The organism is Acidovorax soli (genome assembly GCF_014207955.1).
Classification (GTDB): domain Bacteria; phylum Pseudomonadota; class Gammaproteobacteria; order Burkholderiales; family Burkholderiaceae_C; genus Acidovorax; species Acidovorax soli_A.
This window is the reverse complement of record NZ_JACHLK010000025.1, coordinates 1-24,049: the sequence shown is the minus strand read 5'-3', so window position 1 is coordinate 24,049 and position 24,049 is coordinate 1. Positions and strand designations below refer to the sequence as shown.

General features: G+C 69.4%; 20 protein-coding genes. 10 read left to right on the top strand and 10 right to left on the bottom strand.

Features of this window, described 5'->3' with window-relative positions; all coding sequences use genetic code 11:
- The first annotated feature begins 92 nt into the window (after positions 1 to 92).
- On the top strand, positions 93 to 2,531 hold the full coding sequence (locus tag HNP48_RS32945) for a TonB-dependent receptor (protein WP_184865425.1): 2,439 nt from the start codon (positions 93 to 95) through the stop codon (positions 2,529 to 2,531).
- Positions 2,532 to 2,538: 7 nt separating this feature from the next.
- On the opposite strand, the gene HNP48_RS32940 is transcribed toward HNP48_RS32945, so the two are convergent.
- Entirely contained in the window at positions 2,539 to 3,018 is a 480-nt protein-coding gene (locus HNP48_RS32940; RefSeq protein ID WP_184865423.1) for a DUF4124 domain-containing protein, read from the bottom strand.
- 91 nt (positions 3,019 to 3,109) lie between these two features.
- Between HNP48_RS32940 and HNP48_RS32935 the strand changes: the two genes are divergently transcribed.
- Positions 3,110 to 4,342, top strand: a complete 1,233-nt coding sequence (locus tag HNP48_RS32935) for an NAD(P)/FAD-dependent oxidoreductase (RefSeq protein WP_184865421.1) — start codon at positions 3,110 to 3,112, stop codon at positions 4,340 to 4,342.
- 128 nt (positions 4,343 to 4,470) lie between these two features.
- On the opposite strand, the gene HNP48_RS32930 is transcribed toward HNP48_RS32935, so the two are convergent.
- Both HNP48_RS32930 and HNP48_RS32925 read right to left on the bottom strand, forming a co-directional pair.
- On the bottom strand, positions 4,471 to 5,199 hold the full coding sequence (locus HNP48_RS32930) for a helix-turn-helix transcriptional regulator (RefSeq protein WP_184865419.1): 729 nt from the start codon (positions 5,197 to 5,199) through the stop codon (positions 4,471 to 4,473).
- A gap of 58 nt (positions 5,200 to 5,257) precedes the next feature.
- A complete protein-coding gene (locus tag HNP48_RS32925; RefSeq protein WP_184865417.1) occupies positions 5,258 to 8,518 on the bottom strand; it encodes an EAL domain-containing protein in 3,261 nt (1,086 codons plus the stop codon).
- 265 nt (positions 8,519 to 8,783) lie between these two features.
- Here HNP48_RS32925 and rpsU point away from each other — a divergent pair, with 265 nt between their 5' ends.
- Together rpsU and HNP48_RS32915 are read left to right on the top strand one after the other, a co-directional pair.
- Positions 8,784 to 8,996, top strand: coding sequence for a 30S ribosomal protein S21 (gene rpsU / locus HNP48_RS32920; RefSeq protein ID WP_007833691.1), 213 nt, complete (start codon positions 8,784 to 8,786; stop codon positions 8,994 to 8,996).
- 116 nt (positions 8,997 to 9,112) lie between these two features.
- A complete protein-coding gene (locus tag HNP48_RS32915) occupies positions 9,113 to 9,562 on the top strand; it encodes a GatB/YqeY domain-containing protein (protein ID WP_184865415.1) in 450 nt (149 codons plus the stop codon).
- 7 nt (positions 9,563 to 9,569) lie between these two features.
- On the opposite strand, the gene HNP48_RS32910 is transcribed toward HNP48_RS32915, so the two are convergent.
- A complete protein-coding gene (locus HNP48_RS32910) occupies positions 9,570 to 10,481 on the bottom strand; it encodes a LysR substrate-binding domain-containing protein (RefSeq protein ID WP_184865413.1) in 912 nt (303 codons plus the stop codon).
- 100 nt (positions 10,482 to 10,581) lie between these two features.
- Between HNP48_RS32910 and HNP48_RS32905 the strand changes: the two genes are divergently transcribed.
- Positions 10,582 to 11,679, top strand: coding sequence for a tartrate dehydrogenase (locus HNP48_RS32905; protein ID WP_184865411.1), 1,098 nt, complete (start codon positions 10,582 to 10,584; stop codon positions 11,677 to 11,679).
- A 16-nt stretch (positions 11,680 to 11,695) separates the two neighbouring features.
- Here HNP48_RS32905 and HNP48_RS32900 read toward each other — a convergent pair whose 3' ends face one another.
- Genes HNP48_RS32900 through HNP48_RS32880 form a run of 5 tightly spaced genes read right to left on the bottom strand, consistent with a single transcriptional unit; the run spans position 11,696 to position 16,854 of the window.
- Positions 11,696 to 12,628, bottom strand: coding sequence for an EamA family transporter (locus HNP48_RS32900; protein ID WP_184865409.1), 933 nt, complete (start codon positions 12,626 to 12,628; stop codon positions 11,696 to 11,698).
- A complete protein-coding gene (locus HNP48_RS32895; RefSeq protein ID WP_184865407.1) occupies positions 12,625 to 13,644 on the bottom strand; it encodes an SDR family oxidoreductase in 1,020 nt (339 codons plus the stop codon). Before HNP48_RS32895 ends, HNP48_RS32900 begins: the two co-directional genes overlap by 4 nt.
- Positions 13,641 to 14,573 carry a bile acid:sodium symporter family protein gene (locus HNP48_RS32890; RefSeq protein ID WP_184865405.1) on the bottom strand — a complete coding sequence of 311 codons (933 nt, stop codon included), beginning with the start codon at positions 14,571 to 14,573 and terminating at the stop codon, positions 13,641 to 13,643. Before HNP48_RS32890 ends, HNP48_RS32895 begins: the two co-directional genes overlap by 4 nt.
- Positions 14,574 to 14,606: 33 nt before the next feature.
- A complete protein-coding gene (locus HNP48_RS32885; protein WP_260420475.1) occupies positions 14,607 to 15,974 on the bottom strand; it encodes an NAD(P)/FAD-dependent oxidoreductase in 1,368 nt (455 codons plus the stop codon).
- A gap of 25 nt (positions 15,975 to 15,999) precedes the next feature.
- The gene (locus HNP48_RS32880; protein ID WP_184865403.1) at positions 16,000 to 16,854 is read right to left on the bottom strand and encodes an SDR family oxidoreductase; all 855 of its coding nucleotides are present in this window, start codon (positions 16,852 to 16,854) and stop codon (positions 16,000 to 16,002) included.
- A gap of 98 nt (positions 16,855 to 16,952) precedes the next feature.
- Here HNP48_RS32880 and HNP48_RS32875 point away from each other — a divergent pair, with 98 nt between their 5' ends.
- A complete protein-coding gene (locus tag HNP48_RS32875; protein WP_184865401.1) occupies positions 16,953 to 17,717 on the top strand; it encodes an IclR family transcriptional regulator in 765 nt (254 codons plus the stop codon).
- Here HNP48_RS32875 and HNP48_RS32870 read toward each other — a convergent pair.
- On the bottom strand, positions 17,714 to 18,670 hold the full coding sequence (locus tag HNP48_RS32870) for a LysR substrate-binding domain-containing protein (RefSeq protein WP_184865399.1): 957 nt from the start codon (positions 18,668 to 18,670) through the stop codon (positions 17,714 to 17,716). The two genes, HNP48_RS32875 and HNP48_RS32870, sit on opposite strands and share 4 nt — an antisense overlap.
- Positions 18,671 to 18,788: 118 nt before the next feature.
- Between HNP48_RS32870 and HNP48_RS32865 the strand changes: the two genes are divergently transcribed.
- Genes HNP48_RS32865 through HNP48_RS32850 form a run of 4 tightly spaced genes read left to right on the top strand, consistent with a single transcriptional unit; the run spans position 18,789 to position 23,706 of the window.
- Entirely contained in the window at positions 18,789 to 19,781 is a 993-nt protein-coding gene (locus HNP48_RS32865; RefSeq protein ID WP_184865397.1) for a tripartite tricarboxylate transporter substrate binding protein, read from the top strand.
- A 47-nt stretch (positions 19,782 to 19,828) separates the two neighbouring features.
- Positions 19,829 to 21,376, top strand: coding sequence for a UxaA family hydrolase (locus tag HNP48_RS32860; protein ID WP_184865395.1), 1,548 nt, complete (start codon positions 19,829 to 19,831; stop codon positions 21,374 to 21,376).
- 38 nt (positions 21,377 to 21,414) lie between these two features.
- On the top strand, positions 21,415 to 22,884 hold the full coding sequence (locus HNP48_RS32855) for an NAD-dependent succinate-semialdehyde dehydrogenase (protein WP_184865476.1): 1,470 nt from the start codon (positions 21,415 to 21,417) through the stop codon (positions 22,882 to 22,884).
- Positions 22,885 to 22,896: 12 nt separating this feature from the next.
- The gene (locus HNP48_RS32850; RefSeq protein WP_184865393.1) at positions 22,897 to 23,706 is read left to right on the top strand and encodes an aldolase/citrate lyase family protein; all 810 of its coding nucleotides are present in this window, start codon (positions 22,897 to 22,899) and stop codon (positions 23,704 to 23,706) included.
- Positions 23,707 to 24,049: the final 343 nt, after the last annotated feature.

Below are 24,049 nucleotides of genomic sequence, written 5' to 3'. Positions count from 1 at the left end.
ATGTGTGCGGGGATTGAGGGGTTTTGCGGGGCTCGCTGGACAAAGAGGAAGTCACCCCTCTTTGTCCCACCCCAGCACAGGAACCCGACCCCATGCCCAGCCCCTCCTTTCGCCCCCGCCTGCTCGTAGCGGCCCTGAGCGCAGCCCTCGGCAGCGCCAGCTTTGCCCAGACCCCATCCGCTGCCAGTGCCCCCCTGGTGGCCCAGGCCGGCGCCGTGCAGAACTGGGACCTGCCGGCCGGCGCCCTGGACGAGACCCTGGCCCGCATCGCCCGCCAGGGTGGCAAGATCCTCACCGCCGACCCGGCGCTGCTGCGCGGCAAGACCGCCCCGGCCGTGCGCGGCAGCTTCGCGCTGGAAGAAGCAGCGCAACGCGCACTGGCCGGCTCGGGGCTGGCGCTGGTACGCCTGGGCAGCGACACCCTGACCGTGCGCCTTGCCCCTTCTGCTGCCGCATCGGCCGCAGTCGCGCCCGGCACGGCGGAGCGCAGCATGGCGACCGTCACGGTCGAGGGCTCGCGCGACCCCAACCAGGTGTACCAGCCCTTCGCGGGCGGCCAGGTCGCCAAGGGCGCGCGCCTGGGAGCCCTGGGCAATACGGCGCTGCTCGACGCGCCCTTTGCCATCAGCGGCTACACCGAGCAGGCGGTGCGCGACGCGCAGGCCCGGCGCCTGATCGACGTGCTGGCGGTGGACCCGGCCGTGCGCTCCACCAACTCCGAGAGCAATGCGGTGGACGTGTTCTTCCTGCGCGGCCTGCCCATGCTGAGCCAGGACATCTCGTTCAACGAGACCTTCGCGGTGGTGGACACGCGGCGCATCGCGGTGGAGCAGTTCGAGCGCATCGAGGTGCTCAAGGGCCCGAGCGCGCTGCTCAACGGCATCGGTCCGAGCAGCAGCACCACGGGCGGCACCATCAACCTGGTGCCCAAGCGCGGCACGGACGTTCCGCTGACCCGATTGACCCTGTCGGGTTCGTCCCACGGCCAGGCGGGCGCCCACCTGGATGTGGGGCGCCGCTTCGGCGCCGACAACGAATGGGGCGTGCGCGTCAACGCCGCCGGCCGGGGCGGCGGCTCCACCGGCGTGCCGAACGAGAAGGTCGGCACCGAACATCTGTCGGCCGCGCTGGACTATGCGGGTGACAAGTTGCGCGCCAGCCTGGACCTCGCCCAGAACCGCCGGCACTTCGACGGCTTCCCCCAGTTCTACCGCTTCAACGACGGCTTCGCCCTGCCCGCACCGCCAGCGACGAAGCAGGCCGTCAGCCAACCCTGGGACCGCAGCGACACCAAGAGCTCCTCCGCCGTTGCGCGCGTGGAGTTCGACATCACGCCCGACTCCACCGTGTTCGGCGTGCTCGGTGGGGTGAACTACGAGGAGTCGAACGTCAACGCGGGCAACCCCCGCATCACCTCGACCAGCGGCAACTTCAGCGCCCAGCCCAGCATTTTCAGGACCGGCTCGTCCACGCGCTCAGGGGAGCTGGGCTGGCGCATGCGCTTTGCCACCGGCCCCGTCAAGCACCGGGTGGTGGTGGGCTATTCGCGCTTCACGGGAGATGGCGCCAGCCTGAGCCGGCAAATGGGCAGCGCGTTCACCAGCAACTTCAACAACCCGGTCTTCGTGGCACAGCCCGCGCTGCCCGTCGGCGGTGTGCCGCTGCGTTTCCAGGACGGCGCCTCCGACAGCCTGGCCGTGATGGACTCCATGCACCTGCTGGACGACCGCCTGCACCTGGTCGGCGGGGTGCGCTACCAGAAGCTGGACATCGGCGAATTCTCCGCGGGCGTGGAGCAGCGCCGCTTCGAGCAGACAGCCACGGCACCCTCGCTGGGTGCCAGCTACAAGCTGGCGCCCACCTTTTCGGTGTACGCCAACTACGCCGAAGGCCTGGCGCAGGGGCCCGTGGCCCCTGCCTCGACCGCCAACCTCGGCACGGTGTTCCCGCCCTTCAAGGGCAAGCAGATCGAAACGGGCCTGAAGTACGACGGCGGCTCCTTTGGTGCCAGCGCCGCCCTGTTCCAGATCCGCCAGCCGGTGTCCTATGTCAACGGCGCGAATTTTCTCGTGGTCGATGGCGAGCAGCGCAACCGGGGCCTGGAGCTGTCGCTCTACGGAGAGGTGGCCAAGGGCTTGCGCCTGAATGCGGGCCTGGCCATGTTCAAGGCCGTGCAGTCCAAGACCCTGAACGGCAGCAACGACGGCAAGAAGGCCATCGGCATTCCCGACCACAGCCTGGTGCTGGGCGGCGAATGGGACATCGCAGCCCTGCCCGGCCTGACCCTGACCGGCAAGTACACCAAGGTGGCGCGCCAGATGGCCAGCGTGGACAACCAGCAGAGCATCCCCGGCTTCGACAGCTACGACCTGGGCCTGCGCTATGCCACGCGCTTTGCCGGCAAGCCCACCGTGTTCCGCCTGACCGTGGAAAACGTGGCGGACTCGTCGCACTGGCTCTCGGTGCGCACGGGCTTCCTGGCGCGCAGCACACCGCGCACCGCCCTGTTCTCGGTCAGCACGGAGTTCTGACGCAGGGCTACGGGGCGCCGAGCTCTTCTTCCAGCGCTTTCAGCTGCTTGCGCAGCTCCTCGCTGCGGGCCTCGCAGGCGGCCTTGCCCTGGCCGGCTGCGGCCGCCCGCTCCTGCGCGAACTGGGTGCCCGATGCCAGGGTGCTGCGCAGCGGGCCCGCGGTGGCCACGGCCTCCGCGGACTGCGCGCCACATTCCTTCTGGTTGCGTTCCAGGGCCGCACGTGCCTGGGGAATGCCCTGGCTCCGCAGGTGGTTCTTGCGCTGCCAGGTAGGGCCGAACGCTCCCTCCCTGGAGGTGGAGGGCGGGGACGGTATCGGCGTGGCCCCCTCCAGCGCGGGGCGCACCTCGATCTTCTCGCCCTGGCCCGGGCAGGACGCATCCTGGAAGGACACCTTCCCATCGGCATCCGTGCACTTGTTGATGGCCCAGGCCGGGGCCAGAAGGCCCAGGGCCAGGGTGCAGGCGGCGTAGCGGATCGCGGTCATGGAAGCAGTCCTTGCGGGATGGATGGCGCATGTTAGTCCACTGAAGCCCAGCAGTCGGCCGTGCGTGAGGGTCCTACAATCCGCGGCGTCCATGACCATTCCTTTCTTTGACGCCATCATCATCGGCGCCGGCGCAGCCGGCCTGTTCTGCGCCGCCCAGGCCGGCCAGCGCGGCCTGTCGGTCCTGCTCATCGACCATGCCGAGAAGGTGGCTGAAAAAATCCGCATCTCGGGCGGGGGGCGCTGCAACTTCACCAACCGCGACCTCGACCCCTCGGCGCCGCACAAGCACTTCGTGGGCCAGAACCCGCAGTTCTGCCGCTCGGCGCTGTCGCGCTACACGCCGCAGGACTTCATCGCGCTGGTCGACAGGCATGGCATTCCCCACCACGAAAAGCACAAGGGCCAGCTGTTTGCCGACCGCTCGGCCGAGGACCTGATCGCCATGCTGCTGGCCGAATGCGCGGACGGCGGCGTCACGCATTGGCAGCCCTGCGGCGTGAAGAAGATCGCGCCCGAGGCCCTGGAGGATAGCCAGAGCGGCTACCGCGTGGAGACCGACCGCGGCCCGGTGCAGGCACGCAGCCTGGTCATCGCCACGGGGGGCCTGTCCATCCCCAAGATCGGGGCCACCGATTTCGGCTACCGCGTGGCCCGGCAATTCGATATCCCGCTGGTCGAGCAGCGCCCTGGGCTGGTGCCGCTGACCTTTGACGGCGCGGCCTGGGCGCCCTATGCACAGCTCGCCGGCCTGGCGCTGCCCGTGCGCATCGCCACCGGCGCCAAGAAGGCGCGCATGGCCTTCGACGAAGACCTGCTGTTCACGCACCGCGGCCTGTCGGGCCCGGCCGTGCTGCAGATTTCGAGCTACTGGCAGGAGGGCACGCCCCTGGCCATTGATCTCGCCCCCACAGTGGACCTGCCCGAGGCGCTGGCGCAGGCCAAGGCGCGCTCGCGCAAGCTCATCGCCAACGAGCTGGCCACCCTGGTCCCAAGCCGCCTGGCCGATGCCTGGGCCCAGCGCGAGGCCGACTGGCAGCGCCCGATTGCCGAGGCCTCGGACAAGGCGCTGGCGCGCCTGGCCGAGCAGTTGGCGCGCTGGGAGCTCACGCCCACCGGCACCGAAGGCTACAAGAAGGCCGAGGTGACCCTGGGCGGCGTGGACACGCGCGCCCTGTCGCAGCAGACCTTGGAGTGCAAGGCCCAGCCGGGCCTGTACTTCATCGGCGAGGTGGTGGACGTGACCGGCTGGCTCGGCGGCTACAACTTCCAGTGGGCCTGGGCCAGCGCCCATGCGTGTGCGCAGGCTTTGCCCCCCCCCTGAGTCGCTTCGCGCCTTCCCCCCAGGGGGACGCACCCAGCGCGGCGGGGCGGCCCTTGCGCGGGTGCCCTGGCGTGAGCCGCAGCCGTCTCACAGGCTGCGCATCGGACCACCCCGTGGGGTCCGCCTCCTCAAGGGCTCGCCACCGCGTTCCAGCGCGCATGCCCTAGCCAGTTGCGCAGCGCCACGGCGCCGCCCGGCGTGATCTCCAGCGCGCGGCTGTCGGCACGGCGCAGCAGCCAGCCCTCGGCCAGGCAGTGGCTGCAGATCATGGCGCCGAGCTTGCCCGCCACGTGCATGCGCCGCTCGCTCCAGTCCAGGCAAGGGCGGCAGTGCGGGCGCTTGCCACCGCCCGCGGCGTGCGCGGCTGCGTCGATGCCCAGGCGCTGCAGCACGGGCGCCGCCTGTGCCGTCACATGGCCGCCCGCATCGCCATCGAAGGCCATGGCCCCTTCGTCGAGCAGGTGCTCGGTGATGGCGATGCCCAGCCGGCCCGCGATGTGGTCGTAGCAGGTGCGCGCGGTACGCAGGGCCGCATCGCGCGGGCCCACCACCACGCGCCGGGCGGCTGCTTGCGGCGCCGGCTGCTGCACGGCCAGCTGCATCAGGCCTTCAAGCACGCGCGCCACGTCAGCCGATGCCAGGCGGTGGTAGCGGTGGCGGCCCTGGCGTTCCAGGCGCAGCAGGCCCGCCTCCACCAGCAGGGCCAGGTGCCGGCTGGCGGTCTGGGCGGTGATGTGGCCGGCATCGGCCAGCTCGCGCGCGGTGAGGGCGCGCCCGTCCATCAGCGCCATCAGCATGGCCGTGCGCGCGGGCTCGCCGACCAAGCCGGCGATGTGGGCAATCTGGTTGGTGTTCATGCCTGCAGTGTGCACCCACCAGGCACGGCCACACTTCGCCCGCCAGCGAAATGGGGGACTACGGAATGCGCACCAGTTCGCCGAAGCGCGAATCCCCGTGCGCCGGCCGCTGCGCATGCTGCAGCACCCATTGCTCCAGTTGCGCCACGGGCAGCGGCCGCGTGAAGTGAAAGCCCTGCAGCTCCTCACAGTCGAGCGCGCCCAGCACCTGGGCCGTGGCCAGGTCTTCTACGCCCTCGGCCACGACCTTGAGGTTGAGCGTATGGCCCAGCGCGATGATGGCGCGGGTGATGGCCATGTCCGCCGGGTTGGTGAGCATGTCGTGGATGAAGGACTTGTCGACCTTGAGCCGGTCGATGTCGAAGCGCTTGAGGTAGGCCAGGCTCGAATAACCGGTGCCGAAATCGTCGATGGACAGCTGCACGCCCAGGGCCTTGAGCGCGGCCAGTTGCCGCTCGGCCGAGTTGGCATGGTCCATGAGCTGCGACTCGGTGATCTCCAGCTCCAGCCGGTGCGCCGGCATGCCACAGCGCGCAAGCAGCGCCTCGATATCGGGCACGAGCTGCGGGTCGCCGAGCTGCGCAGCCGAGAGGTTCACCGACACCGGCACCATGGACAAAGGGTGGGCCATCGGGCCGTTCGGACCCTCGCATTCCAGCGACTGCCAGGCCACCCATTGCGCACTGGCCTGCTGCAGCACCCAGGCGCCGATGGCGCGGATCATGCCGGTCTCTTCCGCGATGGGAATGAACTCGCTGGGCGGCACCATGCCCAGCACCGGGTTGTTCCAGCGCAGCAAGGCCTCCACGCCCAGAAGGCGCGCACCCCGGGCGCTCATGCGCGGCTGGTAGTGCAGGCTGAACTCGTCGCGGCCGAGCGCGCGGCGCAGGTGCTGCTCCATGGACTGGCGCGCCAGCGCGCGCTGGTCGGTTTCGGCCGAGTAGAACAGCGCCATGTCGCGGCCCGTGGTCTTGGCTTCGTACATGGCCGCGTCGGCGCGGCGCATGAGTTCGTCGATGTCGCCGCCATCCTCGGGGTAGACCGCAATGCCCACGCTGCACGAGACGTTCAGGTCGTGCCCTTCCACCGGGTGGGGTTGGCGGATCAGCGGGATCAGGCGGTTCTCGACCAATTGCTGCACGTCCTCGGGGCCGGCCACGTCGCGCATGATGATCACGAACTCGTCGCCGCCCAGGCGGCTCACGGTGTCGCGGCTGCGCACGGCCTGCGTGAGGCGGCTGGCCACCGAGCGCAGCAGGCCGTCGCCGATGTGGTGGCCCAGCGTGTCGTTGATGGACTTGAAGCGGTCCAGGTCGATGAACAGCACGGCCACGCGCTCGTTGTGGCCCTGGGCATGCGCCAGCGCGATCTGCAGGCGCTGCACGCACAGCGAGCGGTTGGGCAGCTCGGTGAGCACGTCGTGGTGCGCCAGGAACTGGATGCGCTCCTCGTTCTGCTTGCGGTCGGTGATGTCGATGGCGATGCCGATGTGGTTGACCACCGCGCCCGCCTTGCCCTCGCGCACGGCCGAGACCATGAGCCAGGCCGGGTAGGTCTCGCCCGAGCGGCGGCGAAAGCGCACCTCGCCCTGCCAGGACTCCTTGTCCTGCATGGCCCGGCTGATCTGGGCCGACAGCGGCTCCTGGCCCGCCACGTCCTCCTGCAGAAAGCCCAGGTCTTCGCCGATCACTTCGTAGAAGTCGTAGTGCGTGCTGCGGCAGAAAGCCTTGTTCACGCTGATGATCTGCTGGTCGGCGTTCATGATGATGATGCCCTCGGACGAGGCCTCGAACACCTTGGCCCACAGCTCCAGGCGCTGCTCCATGACCTTGAGCACATTGATCGGCGTGAAGGCCGTGAGCACCGCATCGCGCCCCTGGAACACCAGGCGCCGCGCCGACAGCACGGCCCACGAGGGCTCGGGCCCGCCCTTCCAGCGCACCTCGAACTCGTCGACCGAGCCCTGGTCCGCCAGGCGCTGGAAAAAGCGCCCGCGCACGCCGGGCTCCAGCCCCGCCACCCAGGGGTCGATGGTGCGGCCGTTGAGCCACTGGCCCGCGGGGGTGTTGGAGTGCAGCACCTCGTGTTCGGGGATGGAGGTCACCATGATCGGTATCGGGAAGGCCTCCACCAGCTCGCGCTGCGCCTCGGCCGCGCGCGCGCTGGCGGCCAGCTCCTGCTGCAGCAGGCGCTCGCGGTCGAGCTGGGCCAGCATGCCGTTGAAGGCGGTGACCAGGCGGCCGATCTCGTCGCTGCTGTTCCAGTGGGCGCGCAGCGTGTGGTCGCCGCTCTTGCGCACTTCATCGGCCACGCGGGCCAGTTGTTGCAGGGGCTTGGCGATCTGCCGCGCCACCAGGGTCACCAGCGACAGGATGCAGCCCAGCAGCACCAGGGCCGTGCCCAGGTGCAGCCACATGCGCGAGTACAGGCTGTCCACGCGCTGGTGCAGCAGGCGGTCCAGGTCCTTGATGCCCGAGCCCCAGGCCGCCTGCAGGGCACCAAGCACCTTGGCCTCCTGCGCGGCCAGCTGGGCCATGGTCAGGCGCGATTCGCCGCTGGCGACGGCCTGCAGGTGCGACTGGAATTCCAGCAATGCGGCGTTGAGCGCACCGCGGTCGTGCACCAGCGCCGCACGCAGCTCGGGTGTGCCGGCGATGAAGGCCTGGTTGTAGTCCGACTCGATGCCCAAGGTGACGGCTTCGAGCCGCCCCACCAGCGTGAGCAGCTCGGACGACCACTGCGGCCCGCGCGCGGTGCGCGGCGAGTTCAGAAAGCTCACCGTGTCATGCACGGCCTGCAGCAACTCGGGAAAGCGCAGCACCGACAGCGACATCTCGTAGTAGCTGTCCAGGTCGGGGTCGAGGATCAGGTTGGACTGGTTGCCCACGGTGGTGAGCAGTTCGCGCCCGTCGCGCAGCAGCAGGCTGCGCAAGCGCGTGAGGGCCTGTGCATCGGCCTCTCCTGCGGCGTCCGTGCCCAGGCGCCCCAGCGCATCCTGGAAGCGCTGGCCGGCCTCCTGGGTGTGCAAGGCCTCGTCGTGCTCGGCGCGCACCTTGGCCAGGCGCTCCAGGGTCTCGGCCACGGACAGGGCGGGCTCGCCCGGCTGCAGGAAGCGGCCCAGCAGGCCGTCGCGCACCACGGTGGCATAGGTGGTGCCCACGATCTCCTTGCGCGTGAAGTCGATCGCCTGGTTCTTCTCGTGGATCAGGATGCTGGAGACGTAGATCACCGCCGTGAGGTCCAGCAGGTAGATGAGCATGAGCTTGCGGCCGACGCTGAGCCTTCCCAGCCAACCCGATACGCGGTGCATGATTGCCATTGGTGCCCAGTTCCTGTCTCTGCAAGAGGTGTCACGGCGAAACGCTGCCGACGGTAAGCACACTTGCAATTTCCGCGCCATGCGCACCACCTTGGGGCGAACGGGGCCCACTTGCACAATTTTCCGAAGTGGCTGCTATAATGCTCGGCTTCGCTGGCATACCCCGTCGGCCAATACTAGTTAGGACGGGGAAACCGCCACGCATGGTCCCAAGGCCCGATCTTCCTTGCGACCCTCTGTGGGCACATTTGGAACACATTAGCTAATGACTACGATCCGCGTAAAAGAAAACGAACCCTTTGACGTCGCCCTGCGCCGCTTCAAGCGCACCATTGAAAAGCTCGGCCTGCTGACCGACCTGCGCGCCCGTGAGTTCTACGAAAAGCCCACCGCCGAGCGCAAGCGCAAGAAGGCCGCCGCCGTGAAGCGCCACTACAAGCGCGTGCGCAGCATGCAGCTGCCCAAGAAGCTGTACTGATCGCTGGCCCTCACCGGCCACATCAACCCGCGCTCGGGACGCCAGGCGCGGGTTTTTTGTTTTCTGCTCATCCTTCGCCCCCCTTTTTCCACCTGACAAGCTACAGGAGCAAAGCCATGTCCCTCAAGGACCAGATCACCGAAGACATGAAGACCGCCATGCGCGCCAAGGACAGCGAGCGCCTGGCCACCATCCGCCTGCTGCTGGCAGCGATGAAGCAAAAGGAAGTCGATGAGCGCGTGGAACTCGACGACGTGGCCGTGGTCGCCATCGTGGACAAGCTGATCAAGCAGCGCAAGGACTCCATCGCCGCCTTCGAGCAGGCCAACCGCCAGGACCTGGCCGACAAGGAAAAGTCGGAAATGGCCGTGCTGCAGACCTACCTGCCCGAACGCATGTCGGCCGAAGAAACCCTGGCCGCCGTGAAGGCCATCGTGGCCGAGTTGGGCGCCTCGGGCCCCGGCGACATGGGCAAGGTCATGGGCGTGGTCAAGACGCGCCTGGCCGGCAAGGCCGACATGGGCCAGGTCTCCGGCGCAGTGAAAACCGCCCTGGCCGGCGGCTGATCGGCCTTCAGCCGATCCCGGACCATTCCTTCTGGAAATGGTCCTGCAAAAACTCCACGCACACGCGCACCTTGGCCGACAGGTGCAGCCGCGTGGGGTACACAGCCCAGACGTTGGCGTCCTGGCGCCATTCGGGCAGCACCTGCACCAGTTGCCCGGCCAAGAGATGGGGCTGCACGTCCCACAGCGAGCGCAGTGCAATGCCGCGCCCGTCCACGGCCCACTGCACCACCATCTCGCCGTTGTTGGCCGACAGCGGGCCTCGCACCTTGACCATCTCTTCCACCGCACCGGCGCGCAGGCGCCACACGCCGATGGGGTGGTCGCGCTCCTTGATGACCAGGCAATCGTGGCTGGAGAGCTCCGCCAGCGCGCGCGGCGTGCCGTGGCGCGCCAGGTAGGCCGGGGCCGCGCACAGCACGCGGTGGTTGTCGGCCAGGCGCCGCGCAATCAGGTGGGGCGCAATCTCGTCGCCCACGCGCACATCGAGATCGAAGCCCTCGCCCGCCACATCCACCAGCCGGTCGAACACCTCCAGCCGCACCTGCAGGCCCGGGTGCCGCTCCACCAGGCGCGACAGGGCCGGTGCCACGACGCGCCGGCCAAAGCCGAAGCTGCTGCTCACGCGCAACAGGCCGCGCGGCTCGCGGCGCGTGACCGCCACCTCCTGCAGCAGCTGGTCCACGTCGTCCAGGATGCGCTGGGCCCAGTGGAACACGCGCTCGCCCTCCTCCGTGACGGCCACGCGCCGCGTGGTGCGGTGCAGCAGCTTCACGGCCAGGTCTTCCTCGAGCAGGCGGATGCGCTTGCTCACATAGGCGGGCGAGGTGCCCAGCTCGGTGGCTGCGTCGGCAAAGCTCGACTTGCGCACGACCACGGTGAACACGCGCAGGTCTTCGTTGGAGGGTGTTTTATGCACGAAGTGTGAACAATGGATGCACAGGCGGCCGATTGTATTTTGGTGAGGGCTGTCCAACAATGCAGGCCACACACCCGCCACCATGCAAGGAAGACATCTGATGAGCAGCAGCACCACCCAATACACCATTGCCGTGATCCCCGGCGACGGCATCGGCAAGGAAGTCATGCCCGAAGGCCTGCGCGCCGTGAAGGCCGCAGCCGAGCGCTTCGGCATGGCGCTGAACTACCGCACCATCGACTGGGCCAGTTGCGACTACTACGCCGAACACGGCCAGATGATGCCCGACGACTGGAAGGCCCAGCTCTCGGACGTGGACGCCATCTTCTTCGGTGCCGTGGGCTGGCCCGCCACCGTGCCCGACCACGTCTCGCTGTGGGGCTCGCTGCTCAAGTTCCGCCGCGAGTTCGACCAGTACATCAACCTGCGCCCGGTGCGCCTGTTCGAGGGCGTGCCCTGCCCGCTGGCCGGCCGCAAGCCCGGCGACATCGACTACTACGTGGTGCGCGAGAACACCGAGGGTGAATACACCTCGCTGGGCGGCATCATGTACGAAGGCACGGACCGCGAGATCGTGATCCAGGAGTCGGTCTACTCGCGCAAGGGCGCCGAGCGCCTGCTGAAGTTCGCCTTCGACCTGGCCCAGAGCCGCCCGCGCAAGCACGTGACCCTGGCCACCAAGAGCAACGGCATCGCCATCAGCATGCCCTGGTGGGACCAGCGTGCCGAGGAAGTCGCCAAGGACTACCCGGAGATCACGCTGGACAAGCAGCACATCGACATCCTGACCGCGCGCTTCGTGCTGCAGCCCGGCCGCTTCGACGTGGTGGCCGCGACCAACCTGTTCGGCGACATCCTGTCGGACCTGGGCCCCGCGACCACCGGCACCATCGGCCTGGCGCCCTCGGCCAACCTGAACCCGGACCGCACCTTCCCCTCGCTGTTCGAGCCCGTGCACGGCTCGGCCCCCGATATCTACGGCAAGAACATCGCCAACCCCATCGCCATGATCTGGTCGGGCGCACTGATGCTGGACTTTTTGACCCGGGGCCAGGGCGCCGGCCGCGCCGCGCACAATGCCATCGTGGCCGCCATCGAAGCCGCCCTGAAGGAAGGCCCGCTCACGCCCGACCTGGGTGGCACGGCCAACACCACAGAACTGGGCCAGGCCATCGCAGCGCGCATCGCCAAGGCCTGACGATTGGGCGGGGCCTTCAGCCCCGCTTCAGCCGGTGCCCGAACTGGTTGATGAGCATGCCGAAAAGCACCGCAGCGGTGCCCGCCCATTGCGCGGGCGCCGGCTGCTCGCCCAGCACCAACATGGCGGCCAGCAGGCCCACCACCGGGATCAAAAGCGAGAACGGCGTCACCCGCCCGGCCGGGTGGCGCTGCAGCAAGCGCGTCCACAGGCTGTAGGCCAGCAAGGTGGCCAGCAGGGCCAGGTAGAGCACGGCGAACAGCGCCTGCCCGTTGAGCCCTGCGAGCTGCGCTGCCACCGAGGCCGGGCCATCGAGCCACAGCGCCAGCGCGAAGAAGGGGACGATGGGCACCGTGCTGCTCCACACCACGAAGGGAAACGGCGCGTACTGCCCGCCCACCCGCGCCGCGAAGCGCACCACCAGGTTGGACAGGGCCCACATGAAGGCCGCGCCCAGCGTGAGGATGAAACCCGCCAGGCTCATCTGCAGCGCGCCCTCGCCATGGGCGCTGGCGATCACCAGCAGGCCCGCGAACGCCACCGCCAGGCCCAGCCACTGCGCAGGGCGCGCGCGTTCGTGCAACAACGTGACAGCGAGGATCAGGGTAAAGAAGGCCTGGGTCTGCATGACCACCGAGGCCATGCCCGCCGTCATGCCCAGGCGAAGGCCCAGGAACAGCAGGCCGAACTGCCCCACGCCCTGGGCCAGGCCATAGGCCACGATGAAGCGCCAGGGCAGCTGCGGCCGGCGCACGAAGAGCAGAAAGGGCAGCGAGGCCGCGACGAAGCGCAGCGCACCCAGCAGCATGGGGCTCAGGGTCTGCAGCCCCATCTTCATGACCACGAAGTTCGAGCCCCAGATCAGGATGACCGCGAGCGCACAGGCCAGGTCGCCCTGCGAGAGTGCGCGCGGCGGCGCATCGCCCACGGCAGTCGCCGCCGTGCTCATGCGCCGCTGCCCGCCAGGGCGCCTGCCACGGCCACCGGCCGCCCCTGCCGCTGGCGCGCGGCCACGAAGGCATCGAAGGCCTCGGCGCTGGTCTTGCGCGGCACATAGCCCAGTTGCTCCTTGAGCGCGGTGTTGAGCAGCACCGGGCGGTAGCGCAGGAAGTCGAGCTGCTCGGGCCCGTAGCGGCTCACCCCCAGGCGCGAGCCCACGAACAGCGCCGCGCGCAGCAGGCCGGCCGGCAGGTCGAGCGTGGTCTTGCCCAGGCGCGCGGCGATCTGGTGGATGGTGAGCGCCCCGTCACCCGCAAGGTTGTAGCAGCCGGGCGCGGCGCCATCGAGGGCATGCAGCAGTGCGCCAGTCACGTCTTCGTCCCAGATGAAGACAAACGGGCTGTCGCTGCCGCGGATGGCCAGCAGGCGCGGCTTCTCGAACAGCGCAGTGATCTGGTTGTCCACCCGATCGCCCAGGATGGTGCCGATGCGCAGCACGGTCTGCGCCAGCGCAGGGTGGCTCTGGCGCCACGCGGCCAGCATCTCCTCGACCAGGCGCTTGTGGTGCGCGTAGGCAAAGGCCTCGTTGCCGCGCAGCGGGTGGTCCTCGGTGATCCAGGGCGCGTTGTCGGCATGGTAGCCATAGGCCGCACCGCTGGAGGACACGACCACATGCCGCACGCCCTGCGCTGCACAGGCTTCGAGCACATTGCGCGTGCCGTTCACGTCCACGTCGTACTCAAACGCCCGGTTCGAATCGCGGCCCGGCGTGACGATGGAGGCCAGGTGCACCACGGTGTCGATGGCATGGCGCTGCAGGGTGGTGGCCAGGGCCGGGTCGCGCACGTCCTGCGCCTCATAGGTGACGCCCGGTTCCCGACGCTCGGGCGGCACCTCGCGCACATCAAGGGCCACCACAGCGCCCGTGTCCGGCCGCCGTGCCAGTGCCGCCACCACGCCGCGGCCCAGAAAACCGTCGGCCCCGGTCACGAGGATGTTGCGGGCCCGCACCGGCGCGCCGCTCATGCCCGCTCTCCCAGCGCCACGGCAGGCGCACCGGCGGGGTCCTTGCGGCCCCACCAACTGGCCAGCGCCAGGCCCGCGATGATGTCCCAGAAGCCCCAGACGCCGGCCACCACGGCCATGCCGCCCAGGCCGCCGAAGAAGCTGAAGATCACCACCAGGCCCAGGCCCGCGTTGCGGATACCGACCTCGATGGAGACCGCGCGCCGGTCGTAGTCCTGCAGGCCGGTGGCGCGCGCACACAGGTAGCCGGTGCCGAAGGCCAGCGCATCGTGCAGCGCCACGGCCAGCAGCACCAGGCCCACGTAGTCGAGGAAGAAGCGCCAGTTGCCCGCGATGGCCCCGAGGATGAAGCCGATGAGCGCCAGGAAGCTGATGATGCGCACGGCCTTCTTCACGCGCTGCGTGAGGCGCGGCAGCTGGTGCGCACAGGCCAGGCCCAGCACGAAGGGCAGGCCGATGATGGCGACGATGTGGCCCACCATCTCCAGCGGGTCGAGCTCAATGGTCTTGAGCAGCGGCGCGGCCGTGGGGTGCATGCCGCCCCAGAAGGCGAAGTTGAGCGGCATGGCCACGATGGCGATGGCATTGGAGATCGCCGTCATGGACACCGACAGCGCCACATTGCCACGCGCGCGGTGCGTGAGGATGTTGGACACATTGCCCGGCGGGCAACAGGCCACCAGGATCATGCCCAGCGCAATGCTCGGCCCCACGCCCAGCAGCAGCGTGAGCACAAAGGTCACCGCCGGCAGCACGATGAACTGGGCGGCAATGCCCACGGCCATGGCCCAGGGCATCTTGGCCACGCGGCGGAAGTCGTCCACCCGTGTGTCGAGCGCGATGCCGAACATCAGGAAGGCCAGCACCGCGTTGAGCAGCATCAGCGAGGCGGGGTTGAAGTTCAGGCGGATCTCGTCCACGGGCAGCATGCGTTGTCTCCTCGAAGTTCTTCTTGTCGCCGATCAGGCCAGCCCGGCCGATGCTTTTCGGACGGCCGCGCGGTAGGTGTCCTTGTGCACGTAGTAGGCCATGCGTTCGAGCTGCAGGTACTTGAAGCCACCCGACAGGTCCGGCGGCGGGCCCTGCACCGCAGCCGTGAAGGCCTGCGCGGCCGGCGTGCCGGCATCGAGTGACTTGAAGTAGCGCGCCACCAGCTCGGCCTGCTCGTAGCGGCCCTGCCAGCCGATGCCGCTGGCTTCGATCATGCCCAGCACGGCCAGGCGGTGCCGGCCGGGTGCGAAGATGTTGAGATGCAGGCGCGGCGCCATGCCCTGCCAGTTGAGCAGCTCGCGCGCGATGAAGGGGTAGTGCAGCGTGTAGCCGGTGGCGGCCAGCACCATGTCGTAGTCCTGGCGCGTGCCGTCCTTGAAGTGCACGGTGGGGCCGTCGAAGCGCGCGATGTCGGGCTTGACGTGGATGTCGCCATGGCCCAGGTGGTGCAGGATGAGCGAGTTCACGATGGGGTGCGACTCGTACATCTTGTAGGTGGGCTTGGGAAAGCCGAAGCGCGTGGGGTCGCCCGTGAACCACTTGAGCACCGTGCTGTCCACCTTCTGCTTGAGCCACGGCGGCAGCGGGCGCCGGCCACCCAAGGTGTCGGCCGGCTTGCCGAACACGTACTTGGGTACGAAGTAGTAGCCGCGCCGCACCGAGATGTCCACGCTGTCGGCATAGTGCACCGCATCCACCGCGATGTCGCAGCCCGAGTTGCCCGCGCCCACGATGAGCACGCGCTTGCCCTGGAACTGCTGTGCATGCTTGTAGGCCGAGGTGTGCAGCAGCTCGCCGCTGAAATGGCCCTCGAACTTCGGCATGCTGGGCTCGGCCAGCGTGCCGTTGGCGATCACCACGCCCTTGTACTCGGCCGATTCGGTGCCGCCATCCGCCGTGGCGATGGTCACGCGCCACAGGCTGTCTGCGCGCTCATCCAGCGGCTCCACCTTGAGCACGCGCACGCCGAAGCGGAAATGCCGGCGCAGGTCGAAGCGGTCGGCAAAGGCCGCGAAGTAGCGGCACAGCTCGCGGTGGCTGGGGTAGTCGGCCACGCTGTCGGCCATGGGGAACTCGCTGAACTCGGTGGTGCGCTTGCTGGATATCAGGTGGGCCGACTCGTACACCGTGGAGCGCGGGTTGGCGATGTTCCACAGCCCACCCACGTCGGTATAGGCCTCGAAGCCCTGGAACGGGATGCCCAGCTTCTGCAGGTTGCGCGCCCCGGCCAGGCCCGAGGGGCCGGCGCCGATGAGCGCGATCATGCCCCGTGTGGCAGGTGTAGTGGTGTCCACGCAGGCCTGCAGGCCGGTGGGGGCGTGGCGGAGATCGTCTTGCATCTGGGGGCGTGCTCGCGGGTGGGATTCAACGGGGGTCGGAAGGGGCCTGGGTGGTGCCCGGCAGGCCCGGGATGGCCGTGGCACCGGCTTCGCCCACGCGCGGCTTGCGCGGCTGGCCGCGCAGCAGGTGGTCGTAGGTGGCCGCAGGCAGGCAGGCCAGCAGGCGCGAGAGCCAGCCGATATGGCGCGGCAGCACGATGTGTTCGCGCCCGCGTGCCACACCGGCCAGCAGCGCACGCGCGGCGGCATCGGGCTCCATCAGGCCGGGCATGGCAAAACGGTTGCCCGCGGTGAGCGCCGTGCGCAGGTAGCCCGGGCTCACGGTGTGCACGGACAGGCGCGTGCCCCGGCATTCGGCGCGCAGGCTCTCCAGGTAGCGGATGAGCCCGCCCTTGCTCGCGCAGTAGGCGCCATTGCCGGGCATGCCGCGCCAGCCCGCAATGCTGGCCACGCCCACCAGGGCGCAGCGCGGCCCCTGCTGGGCCTGCGCACGCAGCGCCCGCACGAAGGGCTGGAAGGTGGTGGCCGGGCCGAGCAGGTTGATCTCCAGCATGCGGCGCATCACGGCCAGGTCGCCGGCCTCGCCGGTATCGAAGCCGCCCGCCACGCCGGCATTGGCCACCACCAGGTCGGGCAGGCCGGCGCGCGCCATCCAATCGGCCGCCACCTGGGCCATGGCATCGGCATCGGCCACATCGGGCGTGTACACAGCACAGCGGCCGGGTGCCGTGGCGGCCAGGGAGTCGAGCACATCGCGCTGCAGGCCCACCAGGGCCACCTGTGCGCCCAGGGCCAGCAACTCGCGCACCAGGGCCTGGCCCAGGCCGCCACAGGCGCCGGTCACGACGGCATTGCGAAAGGGAGCGGAAGGTGAGGCCATGGACAGCAAAGGCTTTCAGGAAAGGGCTTGCGTCCACTGTAGGGCAGGCCTTATAAATCCCGGAATATTTTCTTATTTCGTCTCGAAATCAGAGATTCATGACAGAAACCACCGCTCCCGCCTCCCCCGGCCTGCGCCTGTTCGACCTGCTGGAGCTGCTGGTGCGCGAAGCGCGCCCGCTGACCCTGGCCGAGGCCGTGGCCGCCAGCGGCTGGCCCAAGCCCAGCGTGCACCGGCTGCTGGTGCAGCTGGAAGCCGGCGGCCTGCTGGCACGCGAGCCCGACGGCCGGCGCTATGCGCCCGCCCCCCGCCTGCTGCGCCTGGCCGAGGCCACGCTGGCCGGCAGCACCCAGCAGGGCGTGCGCCACGCCGTGCTGCGCCAGTTGGTGGCCGAGGTGGGTGAGAGCTGCAACTTCACCGCCCTGTCCGGTGCGGAGGTGGTGTACCTGGACCGCATCGAGTCGGCTTTTCCGCTGCAGATGAACCTGCGCCCCGGCACGCGCGTGCCCGTGCACTGCTCGGCCAGCGGCAAGCTGCTGCTGGCGCACATGGCCGCCGGCCAGCGCCACAAGCTGCTCGACGGCCTGGCCCTGACCCGCCACACCGCCACCACGCTGACCACGCGCGCCGCGCTCGATGCGGAGTTCAAGCGCATCCGCAAGGACGACTACGCGGTCGACGCCGAGGAGTTCGTCGAAGGCCTGGTCTGCGTGGCCGTGCCGGTGCGCGGTGCCGATGGCCACAGCATCCGCTGCGCCGTGGCGCTGCAGGCCCCGGCGGCGCGCATGACGTTGGCCCAGGCGCTGGAGAAGCTGCCCCGGCTGCAGGCTGCGGCGGCCGCCCTGGCCCGCACCTGGGGCTAACTCTTTGTGCGCGGCTTTCTGCGCATGCCGGCCGCAACCTCCCGCAGGCAGTCGATCAGTTGCTCGGTGCTGGGTGTGGGCCGCTGGCCGCGCAGGGTGATCAGGCCCACGGGCGGCAGGTCGATGGGCACGGCCAGCGGCAGCACGGCCACCTGGCCCTGGGCCGCGAAGTGCTGCGCCACCGAGCGCGCCATGAAGGCCACGGCACCGCGCTGGTGGATGAAGGACAGCTGCGTGAGAAAGGAGGCCGACTCCACGATGTCGGCCGGCGGGTGCAGGTCGTGCGCGAAGAACATCTGGTCGAGCTTGACGCGCAGCGAGGCCCAGGGCGGCGGCATCACGCAGGGCAGCGCGGCCAGGTCGGCCCACTGGGGCTTGCGCTTGCGTGCGAGCACGTGGCCGGGTTGCACCACCACGGCCATGGGCTCGGCATACAGGGCCTCGGTCTCCAGGTCGGGCGAGGCGTAGCCGGGTTCGAGCCGGCCCACGAAGAGGTCGAGCTCGCCCAGGCGCAGCTTGGGCAGCAGGCGCGTAAGGTCGCCCTCCTCCACCAGCACGCTGGTGTGGGTGGAGCGCGCCTTGAGCCGCTCCACCGCCTGGGCCAGCAGCACGGGCGTGGCCACCACCATGGCGCCCACGCTGGTGCGACCGCTGGCGCCGCTGGCCTCGGCCGCGATCTCGGCACGCGTGCGGTCGTAGCCGGCCAGCACCGAGCGCGCAAAGCGCACCACGCTGGCACCGGCGGCCGTGGGCTCGGTGCCCCGCGTGGAGCGCTCGAACAGCGGCAGGCCGAACATGCGCTCGATCTCGGCCAGGGTCTTGGAGACGGCCGGCTGCGTGACCGCCAGGAACTCGGCCGCCCTCCCCAGGTGGCGGAACTGGTCCAGCGCCACCAGCATCTGCAGGTGGCGCAGCTTGAGGTTGGAACGCAGGACGCGGTCGATGCGGGTCATCGGGGTTTCTCCTGATTCATGTCATTGGGGCTATGAAGAGAGTCCGTATTTTCATTGGATTGTTATGCAGTGCTTCTGAACAATCGCGGCTTCCGATACAACAACGATGGAGACACGCATGCACGACACCCCCCACGGCGGACGGCGCCAGCTCGTCCTGGGCGCCCTCGGCGCCACCGCGCTCAGCGCCCTGCCCGGCACGCTGCTGGCGCAGAACTACCCCGAGCGCCCCATCACCTTCATCTGCCCCTGGCCCGCGGGCGGCACGGCCGACCAGTCGATGCGCACGCTGTGCACCGTGGCCGGGCGCATCCTGGGCCAGGCCATCGCGGTGGAGAACCGCGCGGGTGCCTCGGGCATGATCGGCTCCAAGGCCCTGGCCTCGGCCAAGGCCGACGGCTACACCATCGGCCAGATCCCCATCTCGGTCACGCGCTTTGCGCAGCTGGGCACCTTGCAGGCCGACCCGCGCAAGGACTTCACCTACCTGGCGCGCACCTCGGGCCAGACCTTCGGCATTGCCGTGCCGGCGGACTCGCGCTTCAAGACCTTGAAGGACTTCGTCGACCATGCCAAGGCCAACCCCGGCAAGGTGACCTATGCCCATGCCGGTGTGGGCGGCGCGACCCACGTGGGCATGGAGGAGTTCGCCGCTGCAGCGGGCATCCAGCTGAACCACGTGCCCTACAAGGGCGGTGCCGAGGCGCTGCAGGGCGTGCTTGGCGGCCATGTGGATGCGCTGGCCGACTCCAGCTCCTGGGCGCCCCATGTCGAGGCCGGCAAGCTGCGCCTGCTGGCCACCTGGGGCGAGCAGCGCACCGCCCGCTTCAAGGACACGCCCACGCTGCGCGAAGCCGGCTACAACGTGGTGGTGGATGCCCCCAACGGCATCGGCGCCCCCAAGGGCCTGGAGCCGGCCGTGGCCGCCAAGCTGCGCGACGCCTTCCGCCAGGCCGTGGCCAGCCCCGAGTTCAAGGCCGTGGCCGACAAGCTCGATGCGCCGCTCCTGTACCTGGACGGCCCCGACTACGAGAAGTACGTGAACGCGGTCTACCAGAAGGAAACCGTGCTGATCGACAAGCTCAAGCTGCGTGAATTGATGCGCACTTGAGTTCCTGGGCCGCCACGAGCGGTCCCCCACCACAAAGAAGGCCCCCGATGAATGCCCCCGAGGCTCCCGCCCTCCTCTCCAGCCCCCTGCTGCACCTGCACCCCAACGACAACGTGCTGGTCGCCAAGTCCGCGCTGGCCCTGGGCCAGGCTATCCCCGAACTCGGCGTGCGCACACGCGCCCAGGTGCCCGCCGGCCACAAGATCGCCGCGCGCCGCATCGCCGAGGGCGAGCAGGTGCGCAAGTACGACACCGTGATCGGCGTGGCCACGCGCGACCTGGAGCCCGGCGACTACGTGCACAGCCACAACCTCAAGCTCGTGGACTACTACCGCGACCCGGCCTTCGGTGCCGACGTGCGGCCGGTGGACCTGGTGCCCGATGCCGAACGCGCCACCTTCCAGGGCTTCGTGCGCGCCGATGGCAGCGTGGGCACGCGCAACTTCATCGGCATCCTGTCGTCGGTGAACTGCTCGGCCACCGTCATCAAGCGCATTGCCGCGCACTTCACGCCCGAGAAGCTGGCCGCTTTTCCGCACGTGGACGGCGTGGCCGCCTTCGCGCAGACCAGCGGCTGCGGCATGTCCTCGCCCAGCGAGCATTTCGACGTGCTGCGCCGCACCCTGGCCGGCTATGCGCGCCACCCCAATCTGGCGGGCGTGCTCATCGTGGGCCTGGGCTGCGAGCGCAACCAGGTCGATGCGCTGGTGGACTCGCAGGGCTTGAAGGCCGGCCGGCTGATGCGCACCCTGGTGATGCAGGAGGTGGGCGGCACGCGCGCCACGATCGAGGCCGGCATCGCCGCCATTGAGGCCATGCTGCCCGAGGCGAACGCCGCACGGCGCCAGCCGGTGAGCGCGGCCCACCTCAAGATCGGGCTGGAATGCGGCGGCTCGGACGGTTTCTCGGGCATCACCGCCAACCCGGCGCTGGGTGCGGCCATGGACCTCCTGGTGCGCCATGGCGGCACGGCCATCCTGTCGGAGACGCCCGAGATCCATGGCGTGGAGTTCATGCTCACACGCCGCGCCGTGAGCCCCGCCGTCGGCCAGAAGCTGCTGGACCGCCTGGCCTGGTGGGAACGCTATGCCGCGGGCCAGAACGCCCAGTTCAACGGCGTGGTGGGCCATGGCAACCAGGCCGGCGGGCTGGCCAATATCTTCGAGAAATCGCTGGGCTCGGCCATGAAGGGCGGCACCACGCCCCTGAAGGCCGTGTACGAATACGCCGAGCCCATCACCGAAAGCGGCTTCGTGTTCATGGACTCGCCCGGCTACGACCCCGTGGCCTGCACCGGCCAGATCGCCAGCGGCGCGCAGCTGATCTGCTTCACCACCGGGCGCGGCTCCATGTTCGGCAGCAAGCCGGCACCCACCATCAAGCTGGCGAGCAACACGCCCATGTACACCCGGCTCGAAGAGGACATGGACATCAACTGCGGCGTGGTCATCGACGAAGGCGTTTCCGTGCCGGAGATGGGCCAGCGCATCTTCGCGCAGATCCTGCGCCATGCCAGCGGCGAGGCCACCAAGAGCGAGGCCCTGGGCCTGGGCGACCATGAATTCGTGCCCTGGCACCTCGGCATCGTGAGCTGAGCCCGCACCGACCATCCACCGACAGCCCCCCCATGCCCCTGACCCTGACCCTGACCCGCCCCGACCTGCTGCGCAGCGCCAACTTCATCGCCGGCCAATGGACGCCCGGCCCCGGCGCCCTGCTCGCCGTGACCGACCCCGCCACCGGCGCCACCATCACCGAGGTGCCCGACAGCGGCGCCGCCGAGGCACGCGCCGCGCTCGATGCCGCGCATGCCGCCTTCCCTGCCTGGAAGAAGGTGTCCGCCAAGCAACGCGCCCAGACCATCAAACGCTGGAACGACCTGGTGCTGGCCCACCAGGACGACCTGGGCAAGCTCATCAGCCGTGAACAGGGCAAGCCCCTGGCCGAAGGCAAGGGCGAGGTGGCCTATGCCGCCAGCTACATCGAATGGTTTGGCGAAGAGGCCACGCGCATGAACGGCGAACTCATCCCCGCGCCCGTGCCGGGCCGGCGCATGTTCGCGCTGAAGGAACCCGTGGGCGTGGTGGCCGCGATCACGCCGTGGAATTTTCCGGCCGCGATGATCGCGCGCAAGATCGCCCCGGCCCTGGCCGCCGGCTGCACCGTGGTCTGTAAGCCGGCCGAGGACACGCCGCTGACCTCGCTGGCCCTGGTGCTGCTGGCGCACGAGGCCGGGGTGCCCGCCGGTGTGCTCAACATCGTGACCGCCTCGCGCGAGAAGACGCCCGAGGTGGTGGACGTATGGCTCGACGACGCCCGCGTGCGCAAGATCACCTTCACCGGCTCCACCCCGGTGGGCAAGCACCTGGCGCGGCGCAGCGCCGACACGCTCAAGAAGCTCTCGCTGGAGCTGGGCGGCAACGCACCCTTCATCGTGTTCGAGGACGCGGACCTCGACGCGGCCGTGGACGGCTTCATGGCCGCCAAGTTCCGCAACGGCGGCCAGACCTGCGTGTGCCCGAACCGGGTGTTCGTACACACATCCATTCACGACGCATTTGCAGGCAAGCTCGCCGCCCGCGTGGCCGCCCTGCAGGTCGGCCCCGCAAGCGACCCGGCATCGCAGATCGGCCCCATGATCAACGACCGTGCGGTGGAGAAGATCGAGCGCCACGTGCAGGACGCCGTGGCCCGTGGCGCACGTGTGCTCACGGGCGGCGAACGCCTGCCGCAGCTAGGCCCCACCTACTATGCCCCCACCGTGCTCGTGGGCGCCGACGCGAGCATGGCCTGCGCCTGCGAGGAGACCTTCGGCCCCGTGGCCCCGCTCACGCGCTTCACCGACGAGGCCGAGGTGATCGCCGCCGCCAACGACACGCCCTTCGGCCTGGCCGCGTACTTCTACAGCCAGGACCTGCGCCGCATCTGGCGCGTGGCCGACGCGCTGGAGACCGGCATCGTGGGCATCAACGAAGGCGCCATCGCGGCCGAGGCCGCGCCCTTCGGCGGCGTCAAGGAGTCGGGCTACGGCCGCGAGGGCTCGACCCACGGCCTGGACGACTACCTGCACACCAAGTACCTCTGCCAAGGCCAACTCGACTGAGAACCCTTATCCATGCCCGCTCACAACCCCTTCAAGACCGCCCTCGCCGAACGCCGCCCCCAGGTCGGCCTGTGGCTTTCCATGGCCGACCCCTACCTGGCCGAAGCAGCCGCCACCTGCGGCTACGACTGGCTGCTGGTCGACGGCGAGCACGCCCCCAACGACGTGCGCAGCACCCTGGCCGCACTGCAGTCGGTGGCAGCCCACGGCGCCCAGCCCGTGGTGCGTGTGGTCGAGGGCAGCACGGCCCTCATCAAGCAGATGCTGGACATCGGCGCCCGCACCCTGCTCGTGCCCATGGTGGACACGGCCGAACAGGCCCGTGCCCTCGTGGCGGCCACGCAGTACCCGCCGCTCGGCACACGCGGCGTGGGCAGCGCCGTGGGGCGTGCCTCGCAGTGGAGCGCACGCAGCGACTACCTGAACGTGGCCGATGACGAGGTCTGCCTGCTGGTGCAGGCCGAAACGGTGACCGCGCTGCAGAACCTCCCTGCCATCTGCGCGGTGGAGGGCGTGCACGGCGTCTTCATCGGCCCGGCCGACCTGGCCGCCTCGATGGGCCACCGCGGCAACCCGGGCCACCCGGAGGTGCAGGCGGCCATCGAAGGCGCGATGAAGACCATCATCGCCAGTGGCAAGGCGGCGGGGACGCTGACCTCGGATCCGGTGTTGGCGCAGCGGTACCTGGATCTGGGGTGCACGTTTGTGGCGGTGGGCGTGGATGTGCTGATGTTTGTGAATGCAGCGCGGAAATTGAGGATGCAGTTTGGTGCGCCGGGTGCTGCTGCTGGCGAGCCAGCCAAGGTCAGTGCAGCGTATTGATCGTTTAGGGATGATGGTGGCGTCCTGCCTGTGTTGAGGGCGGAGGCCGGGATGTGCGCCCGGCGGCGCACCTACCTTCTTTTGCTTCGTCAAAAGAAGGTAGGCCAAGAAAAGACGACCCCGCTGCCCGTGTCCCCCTCGCCCGGGGGCGAGGGGGCAGCCTGCGATGCTCGGTCCTGGGGTGTGCCGCAGAACTCGCTGCGTTCTTCGAACTCCGCTCAGACAGCTGCGGCAAGCTAGACAACGAGGCGCGTGTCCTTCGGCACGCGCTCACCCCAGGCCCTGCGCTTCTCGGCACGGTCAGAAGGGGGTGGGAGCGGGCTCCATACGGGCCATTGCTTCG